This window comes from Collinsella sp. HCP28S3_G2 (assembly GCF_052065125.1).
Lineage (GTDB): Bacteria > Actinomycetota > Coriobacteriia > Coriobacteriales > Coriobacteriaceae > Collinsella.
This window is the reverse complement of sequence record NZ_JBQHUO010000013.1, coordinates 17,200-32,888: the sequence shown is the minus strand read 5'-3', so window position 1 is coordinate 32,888 and position 15,689 is coordinate 17,200. Positions and strand designations below refer to the sequence as shown.

Here is a 15,689-nt window from a genome sequence, read left to right as displayed (position 1 = left end):
GTTGCGCGGGGGCAAGTTTAGGTGCTCCCGGGTAAGATTCTCTATTGATAGGAGAAGACATGGCCATCATCAATAAGGGTATGTCCAGGCGTTCGTTCCTCGGCCTCACCGGCAGCGTCGCTGCTGTCGCCGGCTTTGGTCTCACTGGCTGCGGTGGCAGCTCTAGCGACGAGGGTTCCGCTCCCGCTTCCGCCGATTCCGCCAACCGTGGCGGCGGCGTGATCACCGCCGGTTCCGCTTACGCTCCGTCCAGCTTCGACCCCGCCAGCACCGGCTCCGCCGTGGGCCTGGGCGCTAACTGGCACGTCGTCGAGGGCCTCTACGGCATCGATTACCACGACTACAGCACTTTCAACGAGCTCGCCACCGATGATCCCAAGTCCGTGGACGACACCACCTTCGAGGTCACCATCCGCAAGGGCGCCAAATTCTCCGATGGCACCGAGGTTACCGCTGACGACGTCGTCGCCTCCTACACCGCTTGCGCCGCTTCTGCCACCTACGCTCCGTTCTTCCAGCCTTTCGAGTCCATCGAGGCCAAGGATGCCAGCACCGTGACGGTCAAGACCAAGGTCCCCAACTTCTCCCTGCTCAAGGATCGTCTGGCCATCATTCGCGTTACTCCTGCCGCCCAGAGCGAGGAGGATCGCGCCAAGCAGCCGATCGGCTCCGGCCCCTGGATGTACGATTCTATCTCCGATACCGAGATCACCCTGGTTCCCAACCCCGAGTACAACGGTGAGTATGCTGCCGAGGATAAGAAGATCCAGTACAGCATCCTGACCGACCCCACCGCTCGCGTCACCGCTCAGCAGGAAGGCTCCACGCTCGTCATGGAGCTCGTTACCGCTGACGCCGTCGACCAGCTCGAGGGCGCCGGCTGCAAGATCGACAACGTCCAGGGCTTCGGCACCCGCTTCATCATGTTCAACGTCGCCAAGGAGCCTTGGAACGACGTCAAGGTCCGTCAGGCTGTCATGTATGCGCTCGACACCGAGAAGATGATCAGCAACACCTTCGCCGGCCTTGCTACCGCTGCCAGCTGCTACCTGCCCAAGAGCTTCACCAACTATCATGAGGCCTCCACGGTGTACAAGACCGACGCCAAGAAGGCCAAGAAGCTTATCGAGGAGTCCGGTATCACCCCGGGCGCCATTACCCTGCGCACCACCGATAACGAGCAGATCAAGGGTATGGCTGCCCAGGTCAAGAACGACCTCGACGCTCTCGGCTTCGATGTGACCATCCAGACCGATACTTCGCCGGCCACCTATGCTGCCATCGACGGCGGCGAGGCCTACGATATCCTCCTTGCCCCTGGCGATCCTTCCTGCTTCGGCGCAGACCCCGACCTGCTGCTCAACTGGTGGTACGGCGACAACGTCTGGATGCAGACCCGTTGCCCGTGGAAGGAGTCCGCTGAGTGGCAGAAGCTCCACGGCCTTATGGACGAGGCTCTTGCCGCCGAGGGCGACGAGCAGCAGAAGAAGTGGAACGAGTGCTTCGACATCATCGCCGACAACGCCGTTCTGTACCCCGTTGTCCACGTTAAGACCGTCTCCGCTTCCTGGAACGACCCGTCCACTGCGCCCAACGGCGAGGCCCTCGATGGCTTCAAGGGCATCGGCACGACGAGCATGTCCTTTAAGGGTGTCGCGACCGTCAAGGCGTAAGACTCGCTTGAGTCTATATGCAGGATGTCGGCCGTTGGGACCGTATCCTCATAGTTGAAACAAAGACCCGGGCGGCAACGATGTCGTTCGGGTCTTGTAATGAGTGTCCGTACTCATATACCAGTTGGTCCTACCGACAAAAGAAAGGGGAGAGAACGTGAACAACTTTCTACGTTTGATTGGAAGGCGTCTCGTGGCGCTGCCGATCATGGCATTGGGCGTCACCGTCCTGGTGTTTTTCCTTATGTCGTTCTCCAAGACCGACCCCGCCTACACGGCGTTGGGTGACGGTGCCTCGCCCGAGGCGGTTGCCGAGTACCATGAGAAGTATGGTCTGGACGACCCCTGGCCCGTGCGCTACGTGCGCTATATGGGCAATTTGATCCATGGCGACATGGGCACCTATGGTGCTGCTCGCAACTCCGTTGCCAAGCGCATCTCCACGGCCCTACCCGTCACGATGCAGCTGACCTTCATCGGTCTTGCCATCGGTGCGGTCGTATCGTTTTTGCTCGGCGTCATCGCGGCACTGTATCGCGATAAATGGCCGGACCAAGTGATCCGCGTCTTTTCCATCGCCGGCTTGGCAACCCCGTCGTTCTGGCTTGCCGTTCTGTTGATCCTGCTGTTCTCTTCCTACCTTAAGGTACTCCCGGCATCGGGTGCCCTGCCGCACTTCACCACGAATCCGGCTGGCTATCTGGGACGCATGATCATGCCCGCCATCGCCTTGGCATTTCCGCTGACGGGTCAGATGACTCGTATCGTGCGTACCGCCATGGTCGAGGAGCTCGACAAGGACTATGTCCGTATGGCTCGCGGCGCCGGCGTTCCCGAGAAGGTCGTCGTCGGCATCAACGTTCTTCGCAACGCGCTGATCACCCCGGTCACCACCCTCGGTCTTAAGATTGGCTATCTCATGGGCGGCGCCGTCGTCATCGAGGTCATCTTCAACCTCCCCGGCATGGGTACTGCGATCCTGCAGGGCGTTCAGGGCAACGAGGCGAACCTGGTTCAGGGCGTCGTCATCGTCGTTGCTCTTGCCTTCATCATCATCAACATCGTGGTTGACATGCTCTACCTGCTCATCAACCCGCGCATCAGGACGGTGTAGATTATGGTAAAGATTCGAGAGAAGCAAACCGAGCAGCTCGAGAAGGCTGCCTCCAAGGGGCTCAAGCTCGGTGGCTGGAAGAAGATGACGCTGTCTTCTAAGATTGCCGCCATCGTGCTGGTGCTGGTCGCCCTGACTGCGATTCTTGCCCCCCTGCTTGCCCCCTATAGCCCGGTCGAGATCTTTACGGCTCGCCAGGCTCCCGGCAACGGGTTTATCTTCGGAACCGACGACAAGGGCCGTGACATCCTTTCGCGTATGCTCTACGGTGGCCGTTACTCGCTGATCATCGGCTTTGGTGCTACCGCTATGGCTCTGGTCTGTGGCTCCGTTGTCGGTGCTCTTGCTGCGGTTTCGCGCAAGGCCGTCTCCGAGACGATTATGCGCATCCTGGACATCATCATGTCTGTCCCGGGTATCGCCCTCGCAGCCGTCTTCGTTTCCATCCTGGGCAACTCCGTGCCGTCGATTATCTTTGCGATCGGCTTTATGTACACCCCGCAGATCGCCCGTATCGTGCGTGCCAACATCGTATCCGAGTACGGTGAGGACTATGTCCGCGCGGTTATCGTCTCCGGCGCCAAGGCTCCGTGGATTCTGATCAAGCACGTTCTTCGTAACTGCATTGCCCCGATCATGGTCTTCACCGTCACCCTGGTCGCCGACGCTATCATCTTCGAGGCTTCGCTGACCTTTATCGGCGCTGGCATCCAGGAGCCCACTGCTACGTGGGGCAACATCCTCGCCGACGCCCGCGGTGGCGTGCTCGCCGGTCGTTGGTGGCAGGCGCTGTTCCCGGGTCTGGCCATCATGATCACCTGCCTGGCGCTCAACATCCTCTCCGAGGGCATTACCGACGCTATGGCCGCTGCTCCTTCCGCCGCCCTGGATCCGACCGATTCCTCCAAGCGCCGCGAGGCCGACCTGCTGGTCTCCGACCCCGTTCGCGCCTACAAGGAGCAGGCCCAGTCCCTGTCCGCCCGTCTTGGCGCCCTGCGCGATGTCGAGCTCAAGCGTAACGACCGCCATGTGCCCGATGAGTCCGTTGAGCCGATTCTTTCGGTCCGCGATTTCTGCATCCAGTTTGAGCACCACGGTGATATCAACGTCGTCGACCATGTCAACTTTGACGTCCGTCCCGGCCAGACCATGGGCCTGGTAGGCGAGTCCGGCTGCGGTAAGTCCATCACCACGCTGGCCATCATGGGCCTGACCGATGAGGACGAGCATCTTTCCGGCGAGGTCCTCTGGGAGGGTCGTGACCTGCTTAAGATGAGCAAGAAGGAGTGGTTCGGCCTGCGCGGTACCGATATCGCCATGGTCTATCAGGACGCTCTGTCCTCGCTCAACCCCTCTATGCTCATCTCCGCCCAGATGAAGCAGCTCACCAAGCGCGGCGGCACCCGCAGCGCCGAGGAGCTCCTGGAGCTCGTCGGCCTCGATCCCAAGCGCACGCTCGAGAGCTATCCGCACGAGCTTTCCGGTGGACAGCGTCAGCGCGTTCTGATCGCTATGGCCCTTACCCGCGACCCCAAGCTGGTCATCTGCGACGAGCCCACGACCGCTCTGGACGTTACCGTCCAAAAGCAGGTCATTAAGCTGCTCAACGATCTTCAGGCCAAGCTCGGCTTTGCCATGATCTTCGTTTCGCATGACCTGGCGTTGGTCGCCGAGGTCGCCCATAACATCACGGTTATGTACGCCGGTCAGGTTATCGAGCAGGCGCCCACCAAGGAGCTGCTCACCAACCCGATTCACGAGTACACCCGCGGTCTTCTGGGTTCCGTTCTGTCCATCGAGAGCGGTTCGGGCCGCCTGCACCAGGTGCCCGGCGCCGTCCCCAGCCCGCGCGATTTCCCCAAGGGCGATCGCTTCGCGCCCCGCTCAAGCCATCCGCACATCGGCCTGGACACCCGTCCGGTCTTCAAGCGCGTGCCCGGCACCGAGCACTTCTATTCCGAGCTCCCCGATGAGGTGCTCAAGGCAAATGGTTTGACCCCTCATGCGGAGGTGATGTAGATGAGCGAGACTGCGGTCAACGGCGTCGAGCCGATTATCTTCCTTGACGATGTCCACGTCACCTTTAGGACCCGTACCGGTTCGATCCTGCACCCCAATCTGGTTCATGCCGTCCAAGGCGTGACCATTAAGCTCATGCCCGGTCAGACGATCGGCATCGTCGGCGAGTCCGGTTGCGGCAAGTCCACCACTGCTAATGTCATGTGCGGCCTGCAGGCCCCCACGAGTGGCAAGGTCTACTTTAAGGGCAAGGACGTCACCAAGCGTACTGCCGAGGATCGTCGTCACATGGGCCGCGTCATCTCGGTCGTGTTCCAGAACCCCGCGACGGCACTCAACCCTCGCATGGTCGTTCGTGAGCAGCTGCTCGATCCCATGCGCGTCCACAACCTGGGTACCGAGGCCGAGCAGGAGAAGCGCGTTAAGGAACTCCTGGAACTTACCGGTCTGCCCAGCTCTGCCGCCGAGGTTCTTCCCGGCCAGCTTTCGGGCGGTCAGCGCCAGCGCGTGGCAATTGCCCGTGCCCTGTCGTTGAACCCTGACGCCATCATCGCCGACGAGCCCACCTCGGCTCTGGACGTTTCGGTCCGCGCGCAGATCCTCAACCTGTTGACCGATCTTAAGAAGGAGCTCGGCCTGGCCATGGTGTTCATTAGCCATGACATCCAGACGGTCCGCTACATCTCTGACGACATCATCGTCATGAACGGCGGCAAGATCGTCGAGCAGGGCGAGGCCAAGCAGGTCTTCCAGAACCCGCAGGACCCCTACACCAAGATGCTGCTCGGTGCTGCGCCGTCGCTGCTGCACCCCAAGCTTGGCGAGTAGGTTCGCTTTCCCTCCTGTGCGCCCGGCTCCCTTGCCGGGCGCACCCTCGTTGCGATTTCGAAAGGTTGGGTTCACGAGCCATGCCAAGCGCTCAGGAGCTACAACAGCAATTTGGTGGTTATCGGGGCGCCATGCCTCGTCCATCAGATTTCGATCTCTTTTGGAACGACCGCATGGCCGAGGCTGACGCCGTCGAGATCGACTATTCGGTCGAGGCGGCATCGATTGCCGATGCTGCGACCTGCCAGTTTTTTGACCTCTGGTATACCGGCATGTGCGGCGCCCGCCTGCATGCCAAGTATCTCAAGCCGGTTTCGGACGAGTCCGTGCCGCTGGTGCTACAGTTCCACGGCTATCCGGGCGCAAGCCGCAGCTGGTTCGAGCAGGCATCGTTTGCGGGTATGGGCATGGCACTTGTCGCCCTCGACTGCCCCGGTCAGGGTGGCCCCTCCGAGGATATTGGTGGATTTGAAGGCACAACGGTTGCCGGGCATATCGTTGCCGGTATCGACGGCGACCCGGCCAATCTCTACTACGTACGCTTGCATCAGGATATCCGCATTCTGTGCCGCATTGTTCGCGAGCTCGAGGGCATCGATCTTGCCCGTGTTTTTGTGAACGGTGCGTCGCAGGGCGGTGGCTTGGGCATTGCGACCTGCGCGCTTAACAGCGAGCTTATCAATCGTGCCGCCATCCTCTATCCTTTCCTGTCGGATTTCCGCCTGGTCTGGGATTTGGATGCCGACGACATTGCCTACGAGGGCCTGCGCTATTGGTCTCGCTGGTTTGACGAGGACTCGACTCGTATTGACGAGGCCTATGCCAAGCTGGCGTATTTCGATTCCAAGAACTTTGCCCCCATGGTCAAATGCCCCGTGCTGTTTGGCACGGGAACGGCTGATATCGTCTGTCCACCGGCGACGCAGTTTGCGGTCTACAATAACCTGACCTGTGAGAAGCGCCATGAGTTCTTTGAGGGCTTTGGCCACGAGGAGATTCAGGATTTTGACGATCTGATCATTCCGTTTTTCTGCAAGGAAGGGGATGCTCATGTCTAAGTGCGAGAGCAATGTCAATGAGCTGATTGACCCCGAGCTTGCGGGGATCTCTGGGACGGTTTCGTCAAGGCTCTCCGATTTCCGTGATTGGCGCGGCGATGCCTTGGCGGATGTTTCCGAGTTGGAGGCAGCCGCTTCGGATCTTGAGGTTTGCGGACTGACTGTCACGGCGATTGATTTCGCCAATCCGTGCGCGCGCTACTCCGAGGTTTCCTTTGAACTTGCCGGGGAAGTCGTACACGGCCGTTTGATTGAGCCCTCAGGTTGTGCCCGGGCATCCGAGCTTGTGCCGCTATGCCTGATGTTTCACGACATCGACCGACCCGTACGTGGATGGCATCACATGACGAGGTTTGCCGCCATGGGATATGCCGTGCTTGCGCTGGACGACGATGTGATTGGGCTCAGCGAGCTGAAGCAGGGGGTTACCTCGCCCGTTTTTATTGAACGCGTCCGCTGGGGCTGTGCAATGGCAAAGGTCGCGCGCAATCTTGACGGCATGGACCCCGACCGCATCTTTGCATGGGGCGAGGGCCTTGGCGGTGGAGTCGCGCTGGCGGTTTCTGCTCTGGACGAGCGGGGCCTTGCCTGCACGGCGGTTGCCAATCCGCTTCCCGGCGGCCTCGAAGCGCTGTCGTCTCGGGTGCGCGGATTGGTACTCATGGGTACATCGCTCATGGATGCCGTGAGCGATCCCAAGAGCCAGTTTGCCGTATTCAACGGTCTTGAGTGTGACCGGAGGCATATTATCTATGCCAAATATGCTCACGAACGCATCAATGCGTTCGAAAACGAAGTCGTCGACTTCTTTAACCAAGCGTTCTACCTGTGTTCTTTGGCCTAGACGGCCTGGACACTGCCAACAAGAGTGGGCGGCATAGGGCCACCCGCCAGACAACTAAGGAGATTCTTGTGGCAACTCAGAAATTCACCGGTGTTATTCCTCCCGTCGTTGTTCCCGATACCGAAGATCACCAGCTCGACGTTGCCTCCTTTGAGCGCAGCATCAACCGCATGATCGACGCCGGCGTCGATGGCCTGTTCTTCCTGGGCTCTTCGGGTGAGGTCGTTTTCTCCACCGACGAGCGTCGTCGACAGATCATCGCCGAGGCCGTTCGAATCGTCGACCACCGCGTTCCTGTTCTGGTCGGCATCATCGATACCGAGACCGAGCGCATGATTGAGCACGGTAAGGTTGCTCAGGAGCTGGGCGCCGATGCACTCGTTGCCACCTGCCCGTTCTATGCCCTGCAGGGCATGACCGAGGTCGAGGAGCATTTCCGCATCCTGCACGAGGAGCTCGACCTGCCCATCTTTGCCTATGACATTCCCGTGTGCGTTCACACCAAGCTCCCCTGGAAGCTCCTTGCAAAGCTCGGCGCCGAGGGCGTCCTTGCTGGCGTCAAGGATTCCTCGGGTGACGACGTCTCGTTCCGCTACCTCGTTCAGGAGAACGAGAAGAACGGCCATCCGATGAGCATCCTCACCGGCCATGAGGTCGTCGTCGACGGTGCCTACCTTGGTGGCGCCGACGGCTCTGTCCCGGGTCTCGCCAACGTTGAGCCCGAGGGCTACGTGCGTCAGTGGAAGGCCGCCCAGGCTGGTGACTGGGCTACCGTCAAAGCCGAGCAGGATCGCCTCAATGAGATTTCGCACATCTGGGACGTCACCTCGGGCGTCCAGGGCTATGCCGGTGGCGTTGGCGCCTTCAAGACCGCTATGAACCTCATGGGCATTTTCGACAGCCCGACCATGCCGCGCCCGGTGAAGGCCATGACCGGCGAGAACGTCGAGGCGATTAGGAAGGTCCTGCAGGACAACGGTCTCCTGTAAAGCTTTCCCGGGCACCCGATCTTGGGGCTCAAGCGATCGAGCGTGACCCATTAGGTCAATGCCCGACCGCTTTCACCCCAACCCCGGGCACTCGGGAAGCCTTTAGCAAGCTGCGGCGATAACACCGCCTTTATTTCCTGTAGTTGTTTTTATCTCCTAGGGAGAGCGACATGGAGAACAAGTACATCTGCTCCGTTGATATCGGTGGCACCAAGATTGCGACCGCCATTATGGAATATCCGGCTGATGGCGGCGTGCCCCATCCCGTATTTGAGGCTGAGGTTCCCACCGAGGCCCAAGAGGGCGGTGAGGCCGTCTTCCAGCGTATCGAGGCGTCCATCAAGGCCGCTCTCGAGGCGAATCCCGATGTCGAGGTCCTTGGCGTCGGTATCGGTGCCGCTGGCGTCGTCGATCCCAAGACGGGCGCCATCGCGTATGCCAACGAGATCATGCCCGGCTGGTCCGGCGTTCAGTTGGGGCCGCGTCTGCGCGAGGACCTCGGTCTTCCCGTTGCCGTTGTAGGCGACGTGCAGGCTCATGCTCTGGGTGAGGCCCATTGGGGCGTCGGCAAGGGCAAGTTCTCCGTCTTGTGTCTGGGCATCGGTACGGGTATCGGAGGCGCATATGTCGAGAACGGCCGCGTGATGCAGGGCTTCCATGGTGCTGCCGGCCATATGGGCCACATCGAGTGCTCGGCTGCCGCCGGCATTCCCTGCGCCTGCGGGCGTTCCGGCCATCTGGAGTCGGTGGCTTCGGGTACGTCGATTGGGCGCATGTACGACGAGCGCTTCGGTCGCGTTGACCCCAGCCGTCCCTCGGTTGGCCGCGACGTGAACGACCTGTGCCGCGCGGGTGACGCAAAGGCGACCGAGGTCATCCACGATGCCGGCTTTGCATTGGGCGCTAGCTTGGGCTCGCTCGCCAACATTCTGGATCCAGAGGTCATCGTGCTTTCGGGTGGCGTAATTCACCAGGGACCCGATTGGCGTTCGCAGACGTGGAAGGATTCGGTACACGAGGGCTATGCCAGCCAAGCGCTCGATCCGCTTCAGGACACGCCGATCCTCATCGGTTCTCTGGAGGGCGACGCACCGCTTATCGGTGCCGCCGAGCATCTTCTTGCCTCGTTAAAGTAAACGTATCTGCTGTAGGAGCCTCCCGAGACGACACGCCTCGGGAGGCTGTTCTGAGAAAGGTTATAGCCTTATGACCGTCGATCCTTTAATTCAATCCCTGAAGGGTAAGCTCATCGTGAGCGTTCAGGCGTATATGGGCGAGCCGCTTCGTACGCCCGAGACCATGGCTCAAATGTCTCGCGCTTGCGAACTCGGTGGCGCCGCCGCCATTCGTTGCCAGGGCCTTGCCGACATTGCTGCCATTAAGGGTCGTTGTGAGGTTCCTGTTATCGGCCTGTGGAAGGATGGACACGAGGGCGTTTACATCACGCCGACGCTGCGTCACGCCCGCGCCTGCGTTGCTGCCGGTGCTGACATCGTGGCGATTGACGCCACCGATCGTCCGCGCCCCGATGGCAAGTCGCTCGAGGACACTTTTCGTCCGCTGCACGAGGAGGGCGTGCTTCTGATGGCGGACTGCGCCACGATCGAGGATATCCGCCGCGCGGTCGACATGGGCTTCGATTTGGTTTCCACTACGCTTTCGCATGGCGTCGCCGCCATCGATTGCACCATGGCAGACGGCCCCGACCTGCCGCTTTTGCGCCAGGCAACCGGGGAGTTCCCCGGTCTTCCCATTATTTGCGAGGGTCGTGTGCATACGCCCGAGGAGGCTCGCGCCGCGATTGACGCCGGCGCCTGGGCCGTTGTCGTTGGCACTGCCATTACGCACCCCACAAGTATTACGAGTTGGTTCAAGGCTGCGCTTGAGGCGTAAGACGGGCCTCGTATCCGCTTGGGGCGGTATACTCAACTAAGGCAATTGATCGCGCGGGATCCGCTGGCCGGGTCCTGCGCTTATTTTAGGAGGCAGCACATGCAAAAGGGAGATGCCATGGATGCGGCGGAGCGCACGGAGCGCATTCCCGATATCGTCATCATCACCGGAATGTCCGGATCGGGCCGAACGCAAGCCATGCATGTGTTTGAGGACATGGGCTATTTTTGTATCGACAACCTGCCTCCGCGCCTGATTGCGCAGCTCGCAGAGCTTGTTGGCATCAATACGGGTGTGGGTAGACATCTTGCTGTTACCTGTGACCTTCGCAGCCAAGGCCTGTTTGATGAGCTGCTTGACGCCGTTGCCGCCTTGGAAGAGCGCGAGATGAGCTGTGACATTGTGTTTCTCGATGCATCTGATGAGGTGCTGATTCGCCGCTACAGCGAAAACCGCCGCCGCCATCCCATTGCGAAGCCGGGGGAGACCACGGCCGACGCCATCCAGCGCGAGCGTTTACAACTCCAGGGCGTGCGCGACCGAGCCGATATGATCATCGATACGAGCCGCCTTCGTACCTCTGCTTTACGCAATAAGCTGCGTGCGGCTTTTTCAGAGCTGTCCGACCAGCAGCTCATGGACGTCCACGTCTTCTCATTTGGCTTTAAGCATGGTATGCCCGTCGAGGCAGACATCATGATCGATGTTCGCTTCCTGCCTAATCCATTCTACGACCCCGAGATGCGCACGTTGACCGGCCTCGATAAGAAGGTCTCCGACTTTGTCCTGGACCATCCCAAGACGCAGGAGTTCTGGAAGGTTTGGACGCAGTTGCTCGATACGGTCATGCCGGGTTATATCGCGGAGGGCAAGCCGCAGCTTTCCATTGCCATCGGCTGTACGGGCGGCCAGCACCGCAGCGTTGCCATTGCAGAGGCTACGGCCCGATACCTGGAAGGTGCTCAGTATCACGTGAGCATTTCTCACCGCGACTTGTCGCGTGCCAATACGAAAGCATAGGTTTGAATGTCGTTTACCGCCGAGGTGCGTGACGAGCTCGCGCGCTGCGAACCCGAATGTGAATATTGCGATCTGTCGACACTTGCCGCTCTTACACGTGTGAGTGGCACGCTTTCGCTGGCGGGCTCTGGTCGGTACCGTTTGACGGTTGCGACCGAGACGGGTGCCGTTGCACGCACGATGATTACGCTGACGCACCGCATCCTCAAGCTCAAAACGGAGTTTACCGTTCGCAAGTCGGTCTTGCATAAGGTGCGAAACTATCTCATCACCTTGCCCGACCAGCCCGACCTCGATAAGGCTTTGGTTCTGCTGGGCATTCTCGACCGCAGGGGAGGGCTCGTCGCCGGTGTGCCGCGCCATATCGTCGCCCGGCCCTGCTGCAGGCTCGCCTACATTCGCGGCGCTTTGATTGCCGGCGGCTTTGTGGCAGACCCGCGTGGCGATTTTCACCTGGAGATTGCGGTGCAGGGCGAACAATACGCCAAGGGGCTTTGCGACCTGTTGGAGCAGGTCGGGGTTCATGCGCGTGTCAACGCCCGGCGAGGATCATATGCCGTGTACATCAAGAGCGCCGAGGAGATCGAGCATTTGCTCAAATTGATTGGTGCCAAGCGCAGCGTTGCCGAAATCGAGGAAGCCCGTGCGGTCAAGTTGGTGAAAAACGACGTAAATCGTCGCGTGAATGCTGAGCTGGCCAACCAGACGAGAAGCGCCGGCGCTGCCCAACATCAGCTCGCGCTTATCGAGGAGCTTGAGCGACGCGGCATGCGCGATGTGCTCCCGGATGCCTTGGCGGCCTTTTGTGACTTACGTGAGCGCTACCCCGATCTCTCACTGCGAGATTTGGGGGAGATGGCCGACCCTCCTTTGTCAAAGTCGGCCCTATATCACCGTGTTTTGCGTCTTGAAAAGCTCATTGAAGCGAACAGGTAGTTTAAAGCAGCAGTTTATATAGTACTTGAACTGCTGTTTTATGCTTTAAAACGTTTTAAAGCAAATTTGATTTTCAATTTCGAGCATTCTCGTGAAATTCAAGTCAAAAAAAAGGTATATTAGGCGAGTGGTTAGTTTGTGGGCCTCAACGGCGGGCGCTGTAGCTTGCGGGGGCCTTACGAAAGGAGACACAATGGCAGTAAAGGTTGCTATTAACGGCTTCGGTCGCATCGGTCGTCTGGCCTTCCGTCAGATGTTCGGTCATGAGGGCTCCGAGATCGTCGCTATCAACGACCTCACCTCTCCCGATATGCTCGCTTACCTGCTGAAGTACGACTCCACGCAGGGCAACTATGCTCGCGATCACGAGGTCGTCGCTGGCGAGGATTCCATCACCGTTGACGGCAAGGAGATCAAGATCTACAAGGAGGCCGACGCCAACAACCTGCCTTGGGGCGACCTCGACGTCGACGTCGTTCTCGAGTGCACTGGCTTCTACACCAGCAAGGCTAAGGCTCAGGCCCACATCAACGCTGGTGCCAAGAAGGTCGTCATCTCCGCTCCGGCCGGCAGCGATCTGCCCACCATCGTGTACAACGTCAACCATGAGACGCTGACCGCTGAGGACAACATCATCTCCGCTGCTTCCTGCACCACCAACTGCCTCGCCCCGATGGCCAAGGGTCTGAACGACTTCGCTCCCATCGTGTCCGGCATCATGACCACCATTCACGCCTGGACTGGCGACCAGATGCCGCTCGACGGCCCGCAGCGCAAGGGCAACAAGCGTCGTAGCCGCGCCTGCGCCGTCAACATCGTCCCCAACACCACCGGTGCTGCCAAGGCTATCGGCCTGGTTCTCCCCGAGCTCAACGGTAAGCTCATCGGTGCCGCCCAGCGCGTCCCGACGCCGACCGGCTCCCTCACCAACCTCTACGCTGTCGTTGACAAGAAGGTTACCGCCGACGAGGTCAACGCCGCTATGAAGGCCTACGCTGCCACCATCTCCGAGACCTTCGCTTACAACGAGGACGACATCGTCTCCACCGATATCATCGGCGAGACCCATGGCTCCATCTTCGACGCCACTCAGACCATGTGCTCTGACCTCGGCAACGGCCAGACCCTCGTTCAGGTTACCTCTTGGTACGACAACGAGAACTCCTACACCTCTCAGATGGTCCGCACCATCAAGTACTTCGAGAAGTTCGTTGCTTAATTTGGCTTTTAGCGAATAGCTCGTTGAGCGTCTAAAAAAGGGCGCGGCCTTATAGGGCTTACACCCTAAGGTCGCGCCCTTTTTATAAGAAATCGTCTGCCGTAATGGGAGGCAGACACGTACGAAAGGTAGAAGCAAACATGGCCTTTACCAAGAAGACCGTCCGCGACATCGATGTCGACGGCAAGCGCGTTCTCGTCCGCGTTGACTTCAACGTGCCTATCAAGGATGGCGTCGTTGGCGACACCACCCGTATCAAGGCTGCCCTGCCCACCATCAACTATCTCGTTGAGCACAATGCTCGCGTTATCCTCATGAGCCACCTTGGCCGTCCCGAGGGCACCGGCTTCCAGCCCGAGCTTTCCCTCGAGCCCGTCGCCAAGAAGCTCGCCGAGCTCTCTGGTCTCGATGTTGCTTTTGTCGCCGACACTTATGGCGAGAAGGCCGCCGAGGCCGTCGCCGCCGTCGAGCCGGGCAAGGTCCTCGTTCTCGAGAACGTCCGTTTTGACAAGCGTGAGAAGAAGAACGATCCCGAGATCGCCAAGACCCTCGCTTCCTATGGCGACGTCTTCGTCCTCGACGCCTTCGGTACCGCTCACCGCGCCCAGGGTTCCGTCGTGGGTCCCGCCGCTTACCTGCCCGCAGTCGCTGGCTTCCTTCTGGAGAAGGAGGTCGACACGCTGACCGGTATCTTCGCCGAACCCGAGCGTCCCTTCGTCGCCATCGTCGGCGGTTCCAAGGTTTCCTCCAAGATCGGCGTTCTCGATCACCTTATCGACTCCGCCGACACCCTGATTATCGGTGGCGGCATGGCCTATACCTTCTTCCTGGCTCAGGGCATGACCGTCGGTCAGTCCCTCAAGGAAGAGGACTGGGTCGAGCGCGCTGGCGAGATGCTCAAGAAGGCCGAGGAGAAGGGCGTCAAGATCCTGCTCCCCATCGACAACCGTGTTGCCGACCACTTTGGCGAGGACGCTGTCCCCGAGGTTGTCGCTTCCGACGCTATCCCCGACGACCGTGAGGGCATGGACATCGGCCCCAAGACCGAGGAGCTCTACGCCGAGGCCGTCAAGGGCGCCAAGACCGTATTCTGGAATGGCCCCATGGGCGTCTTTGAGTTCGACAACTTCGCTCACGGCACCCAGGCTATCGCCGAGGCTGTCGCCGAGGCTGATTGCACCTCGATCATCGGTGGTGGCGATTCCGTCGCAGCCGTCAACAAGTTTAACCTGGCCGACAAGATGAGCTGGATCTCCACCGGCGGTGGCGCTTCCATGGAGCTCGTCGAGGGTAAGGCCCTGCCCGGAGTGGAGGCGCTTCTCGATGCCTAATCGCACCCTTCTTATCGCTGGTAACTGGAAGATGAACAACGACGTCGCCGAGGCTGCCAAGCTCGCCGACGAGCTGGCCCAGGCTCTGCCCGAGGTTCCGGCTGGCGTCGAGGTGCTCGTCTGCCCTCCGACCATCGACATTACTACGGTTCATGACCGCATTCAGGCTGCCCCCATCGCCCTCGGTGCACAGAACGTGTACTGGGAGGCCAAGGGTGCCTACACCGGTGAGTCCTCTTGCGACATGCTCAAGTCCGCTGGCTGCACCTACTGCATCATCGGCCACTCCGAGCGTCGTGACTACTTCCACGAGACCGATGAGGACCAGAACAAGAAGGCTAAGGCTCTCGTTGCCGCCGGTCTTGTTCCCGTCTTCTGCTGCGGTGAGTCACTTGAGGTTCGCGAGGCCGGCACCTATGTCGAGCATGTCGTGAACCAGGTCAAGGCTGGTCTCGAGGGTCTTGAGATCACCTGCCCCAAGCAGGTCGTCGTCGCCTACGAGCCCATCTGGGCCATCGGCACCGGCAAGACCGCTACCGCCGAGGACGCTCAGGAGGTCTGCGGCGCTATCCGTGAGACCCTCAAGGAGATGTTCGGCGAGGAGCTCGCCAACGGCATCCGCGTTCTTTATGGTGGCTCCGCCAAGCCCGCCAACATCGCTGAGCTTGTTGCCAAGCCCGACGTTGACGGCGCCCTCGTGGGCGGCGCTTCGCTCAAGGCTGCCGACTTCGCCTCTATGGTCGTCAAGGCAGGCGAGTAGGGCAT

The 15,689-nt window shown here is 60.1% G+C and carries 14 protein-coding genes; all 14 read left to right on the top strand.

Annotated features, from left to right (window positions below; translation table 11 throughout):
* The first annotated feature begins 59 nt into the window (after positions 1 to 59).
* The 14 genes from ACTNB2_RS07765 to tpiA all read left to right on the top strand — a co-directional run bounded on the left by ACTNB2_RS07765 (position 60) and on the right by tpiA (position 15,684).
* A complete protein-coding gene (locus ACTNB2_RS07765) occupies positions 60 to 1,673 on the top strand; it encodes an ABC transporter substrate-binding protein (protein WP_441041040.1) in 1,614 nt (537 codons plus the stop codon).
* A 157-nt stretch (positions 1,674 to 1,830) separates the two neighbouring features.
* Entirely contained in the window at positions 1,831 to 2,787 is a 957-nt protein-coding gene (locus ACTNB2_RS07760; protein WP_370450641.1) for an ABC transporter permease, read from the top strand.
* Positions 2,788 to 2,790: 3 nt separating this feature from the next.
* A complete protein-coding gene (locus ACTNB2_RS07755; RefSeq protein WP_154517511.1) occupies positions 2,791 to 4,806 on the top strand; it encodes a dipeptide/oligopeptide/nickel ABC transporter permease/ATP-binding protein in 2,016 nt (671 codons plus the stop codon).
* On the top strand, positions 4,807 to 5,634 hold the full coding sequence (locus tag ACTNB2_RS07750; protein ID WP_154517508.1) for an ABC transporter ATP-binding protein: 828 nt from the start codon (positions 4,807 to 4,809) through the stop codon (positions 5,632 to 5,634).
* Between the two features lie 80 nt (positions 5,635 to 5,714).
* A complete protein-coding gene (locus ACTNB2_RS07745) occupies positions 5,715 to 6,692 on the top strand; it encodes an acetylxylan esterase (RefSeq protein WP_441041038.1) in 978 nt (325 codons plus the stop codon).
* On the top strand, positions 6,685 to 7,536 hold the full coding sequence (locus tag ACTNB2_RS07740) for an acetylxylan esterase (RefSeq protein WP_441041036.1): 852 nt from the start codon (positions 6,685 to 6,687) through the stop codon (positions 7,534 to 7,536). Before ACTNB2_RS07745 ends, ACTNB2_RS07740 begins: the two co-directional genes overlap by 8 nt.
* 68 nt (positions 7,537 to 7,604) lie before the next feature.
* Positions 7,605 to 8,525, top strand: coding sequence for a dihydrodipicolinate synthase family protein (locus ACTNB2_RS07735; RefSeq protein ID WP_427718650.1), 921 nt, complete (start codon positions 7,605 to 7,607; stop codon positions 8,523 to 8,525).
* Positions 8,526 to 8,695: 170 nt separating this feature from the next.
* Positions 8,696 to 9,661 (top strand): ROK family protein, encoded by a 966-nt coding sequence (locus ACTNB2_RS07730; RefSeq protein ID WP_427728775.1) that lies wholly within the window; start codon positions 8,696 to 8,698, stop codon positions 9,659 to 9,661.
* A gap of 70 nt (positions 9,662 to 9,731) precedes the next feature.
* A complete protein-coding gene (locus ACTNB2_RS07725; RefSeq protein ID WP_441038757.1) occupies positions 9,732 to 10,418 on the top strand; it encodes an N-acetylmannosamine-6-phosphate 2-epimerase in 687 nt (228 codons plus the stop codon).
* Positions 10,419 to 10,517: 99 nt separating this feature from the next.
* Positions 10,518 to 11,438 carry an RNase adapter RapZ gene (rapZ, locus tag ACTNB2_RS07720; RefSeq protein ID WP_427718645.1) on the top strand — a complete coding sequence of 307 codons (921 nt, stop codon included), beginning with the start codon at positions 10,518 to 10,520 and terminating at the stop codon, positions 11,436 to 11,438.
* 6 nt (positions 11,439 to 11,444) lie between these two features.
* On the top strand, positions 11,445 to 12,374 hold the full coding sequence (gene whiA / locus ACTNB2_RS07715) for a DNA-binding protein WhiA (RefSeq protein WP_154517461.1): 930 nt from the start codon (positions 11,445 to 11,447) through the stop codon (positions 12,372 to 12,374).
* Between the two features lie 193 nt (positions 12,375 to 12,567).
* The gene (gene gap, locus ACTNB2_RS07710) at positions 12,568 to 13,593 is read left to right on the top strand and encodes a type I glyceraldehyde-3-phosphate dehydrogenase (protein WP_154517458.1); all 1,026 of its coding nucleotides are present in this window, start codon (positions 12,568 to 12,570) and stop codon (positions 13,591 to 13,593) included.
* Between the two features lie 140 nt (positions 13,594 to 13,733).
* Positions 13,734 to 14,924, top strand: a complete 1,191-nt coding sequence (locus ACTNB2_RS07705) for a phosphoglycerate kinase (protein ID WP_304212190.1) — start codon at positions 13,734 to 13,736, stop codon at positions 14,922 to 14,924.
* A complete protein-coding gene (gene tpiA / locus ACTNB2_RS07700; RefSeq protein WP_441041033.1) occupies positions 14,917 to 15,684 on the top strand; it encodes a triose-phosphate isomerase in 768 nt (255 codons plus the stop codon). Before ACTNB2_RS07705 ends, tpiA begins: the two co-directional genes overlap by 8 nt.
* The last annotated feature ends 5 nt before the right edge of the window (positions 15,685 to 15,689 follow it).

Bases quoted from the DNA above. Each gene is read 5' to 3' on its own strand.
- ACTNB2_RS07765 (WP_441041040.1), top strand. From the start codon at position 60: ATGGCCATCATCAATAAGGGTATGTCCAGGCGTTCGTTCCTCGGCCTC.
- ACTNB2_RS07755 (WP_154517511.1), top strand. From the start codon at position 2,791: ATGGTAAAGATTCGAGAGAAGCAAACCGAGCAGCTCGAGAAGGCTGCC.
- ACTNB2_RS07750 (WP_154517508.1), top strand. From the start codon at position 4,807: ATGAGCGAGACTGCGGTCAACGGCGTCGAGCCGATTATCTTCCTTGAC.
- ACTNB2_RS07745 (WP_441041038.1), top strand. From the start codon at position 5,715: ATGCCAAGCGCTCAGGAGCTACAACAGCAATTTGGTGGTTATCGGGGC.
- ACTNB2_RS07740 (WP_441041036.1), top strand. From the start codon at position 6,685: ATGTCTAAGTGCGAGAGCAATGTCAATGAGCTGATTGACCCCGAGCTT.
- ACTNB2_RS07730 (WP_427728775.1), top strand. From the start codon at position 8,696: ATGGAGAACAAGTACATCTGCTCCGTTGATATCGGTGGCACCAAGATT.
- ACTNB2_RS07725 (WP_441038757.1), top strand. From the start codon at position 9,732: ATGACCGTCGATCCTTTAATTCAATCCCTGAAGGGTAAGCTCATCGTG.
- rapZ (WP_427718645.1), top strand. From the start codon at position 10,518: ATGCAAAAGGGAGATGCCATGGATGCGGCGGAGCGCACGGAGCGCATT.
- whiA (WP_154517461.1), top strand. From the start codon at position 11,445: ATGTCGTTTACCGCCGAGGTGCGTGACGAGCTCGCGCGCTGCGAACCC.
- gap (WP_154517458.1), top strand. From the start codon at position 12,568: ATGGCAGTAAAGGTTGCTATTAACGGCTTCGGTCGCATCGGTCGTCTG.
- ACTNB2_RS07705 (WP_304212190.1), top strand. From the start codon at position 13,734: ATGGCCTTTACCAAGAAGACCGTCCGCGACATCGATGTCGACGGCAAG.
- tpiA (WP_441041033.1), top strand. From the start codon at position 14,917: ATGCCTAATCGCACCCTTCTTATCGCTGGTAACTGGAAGATGAACAAC.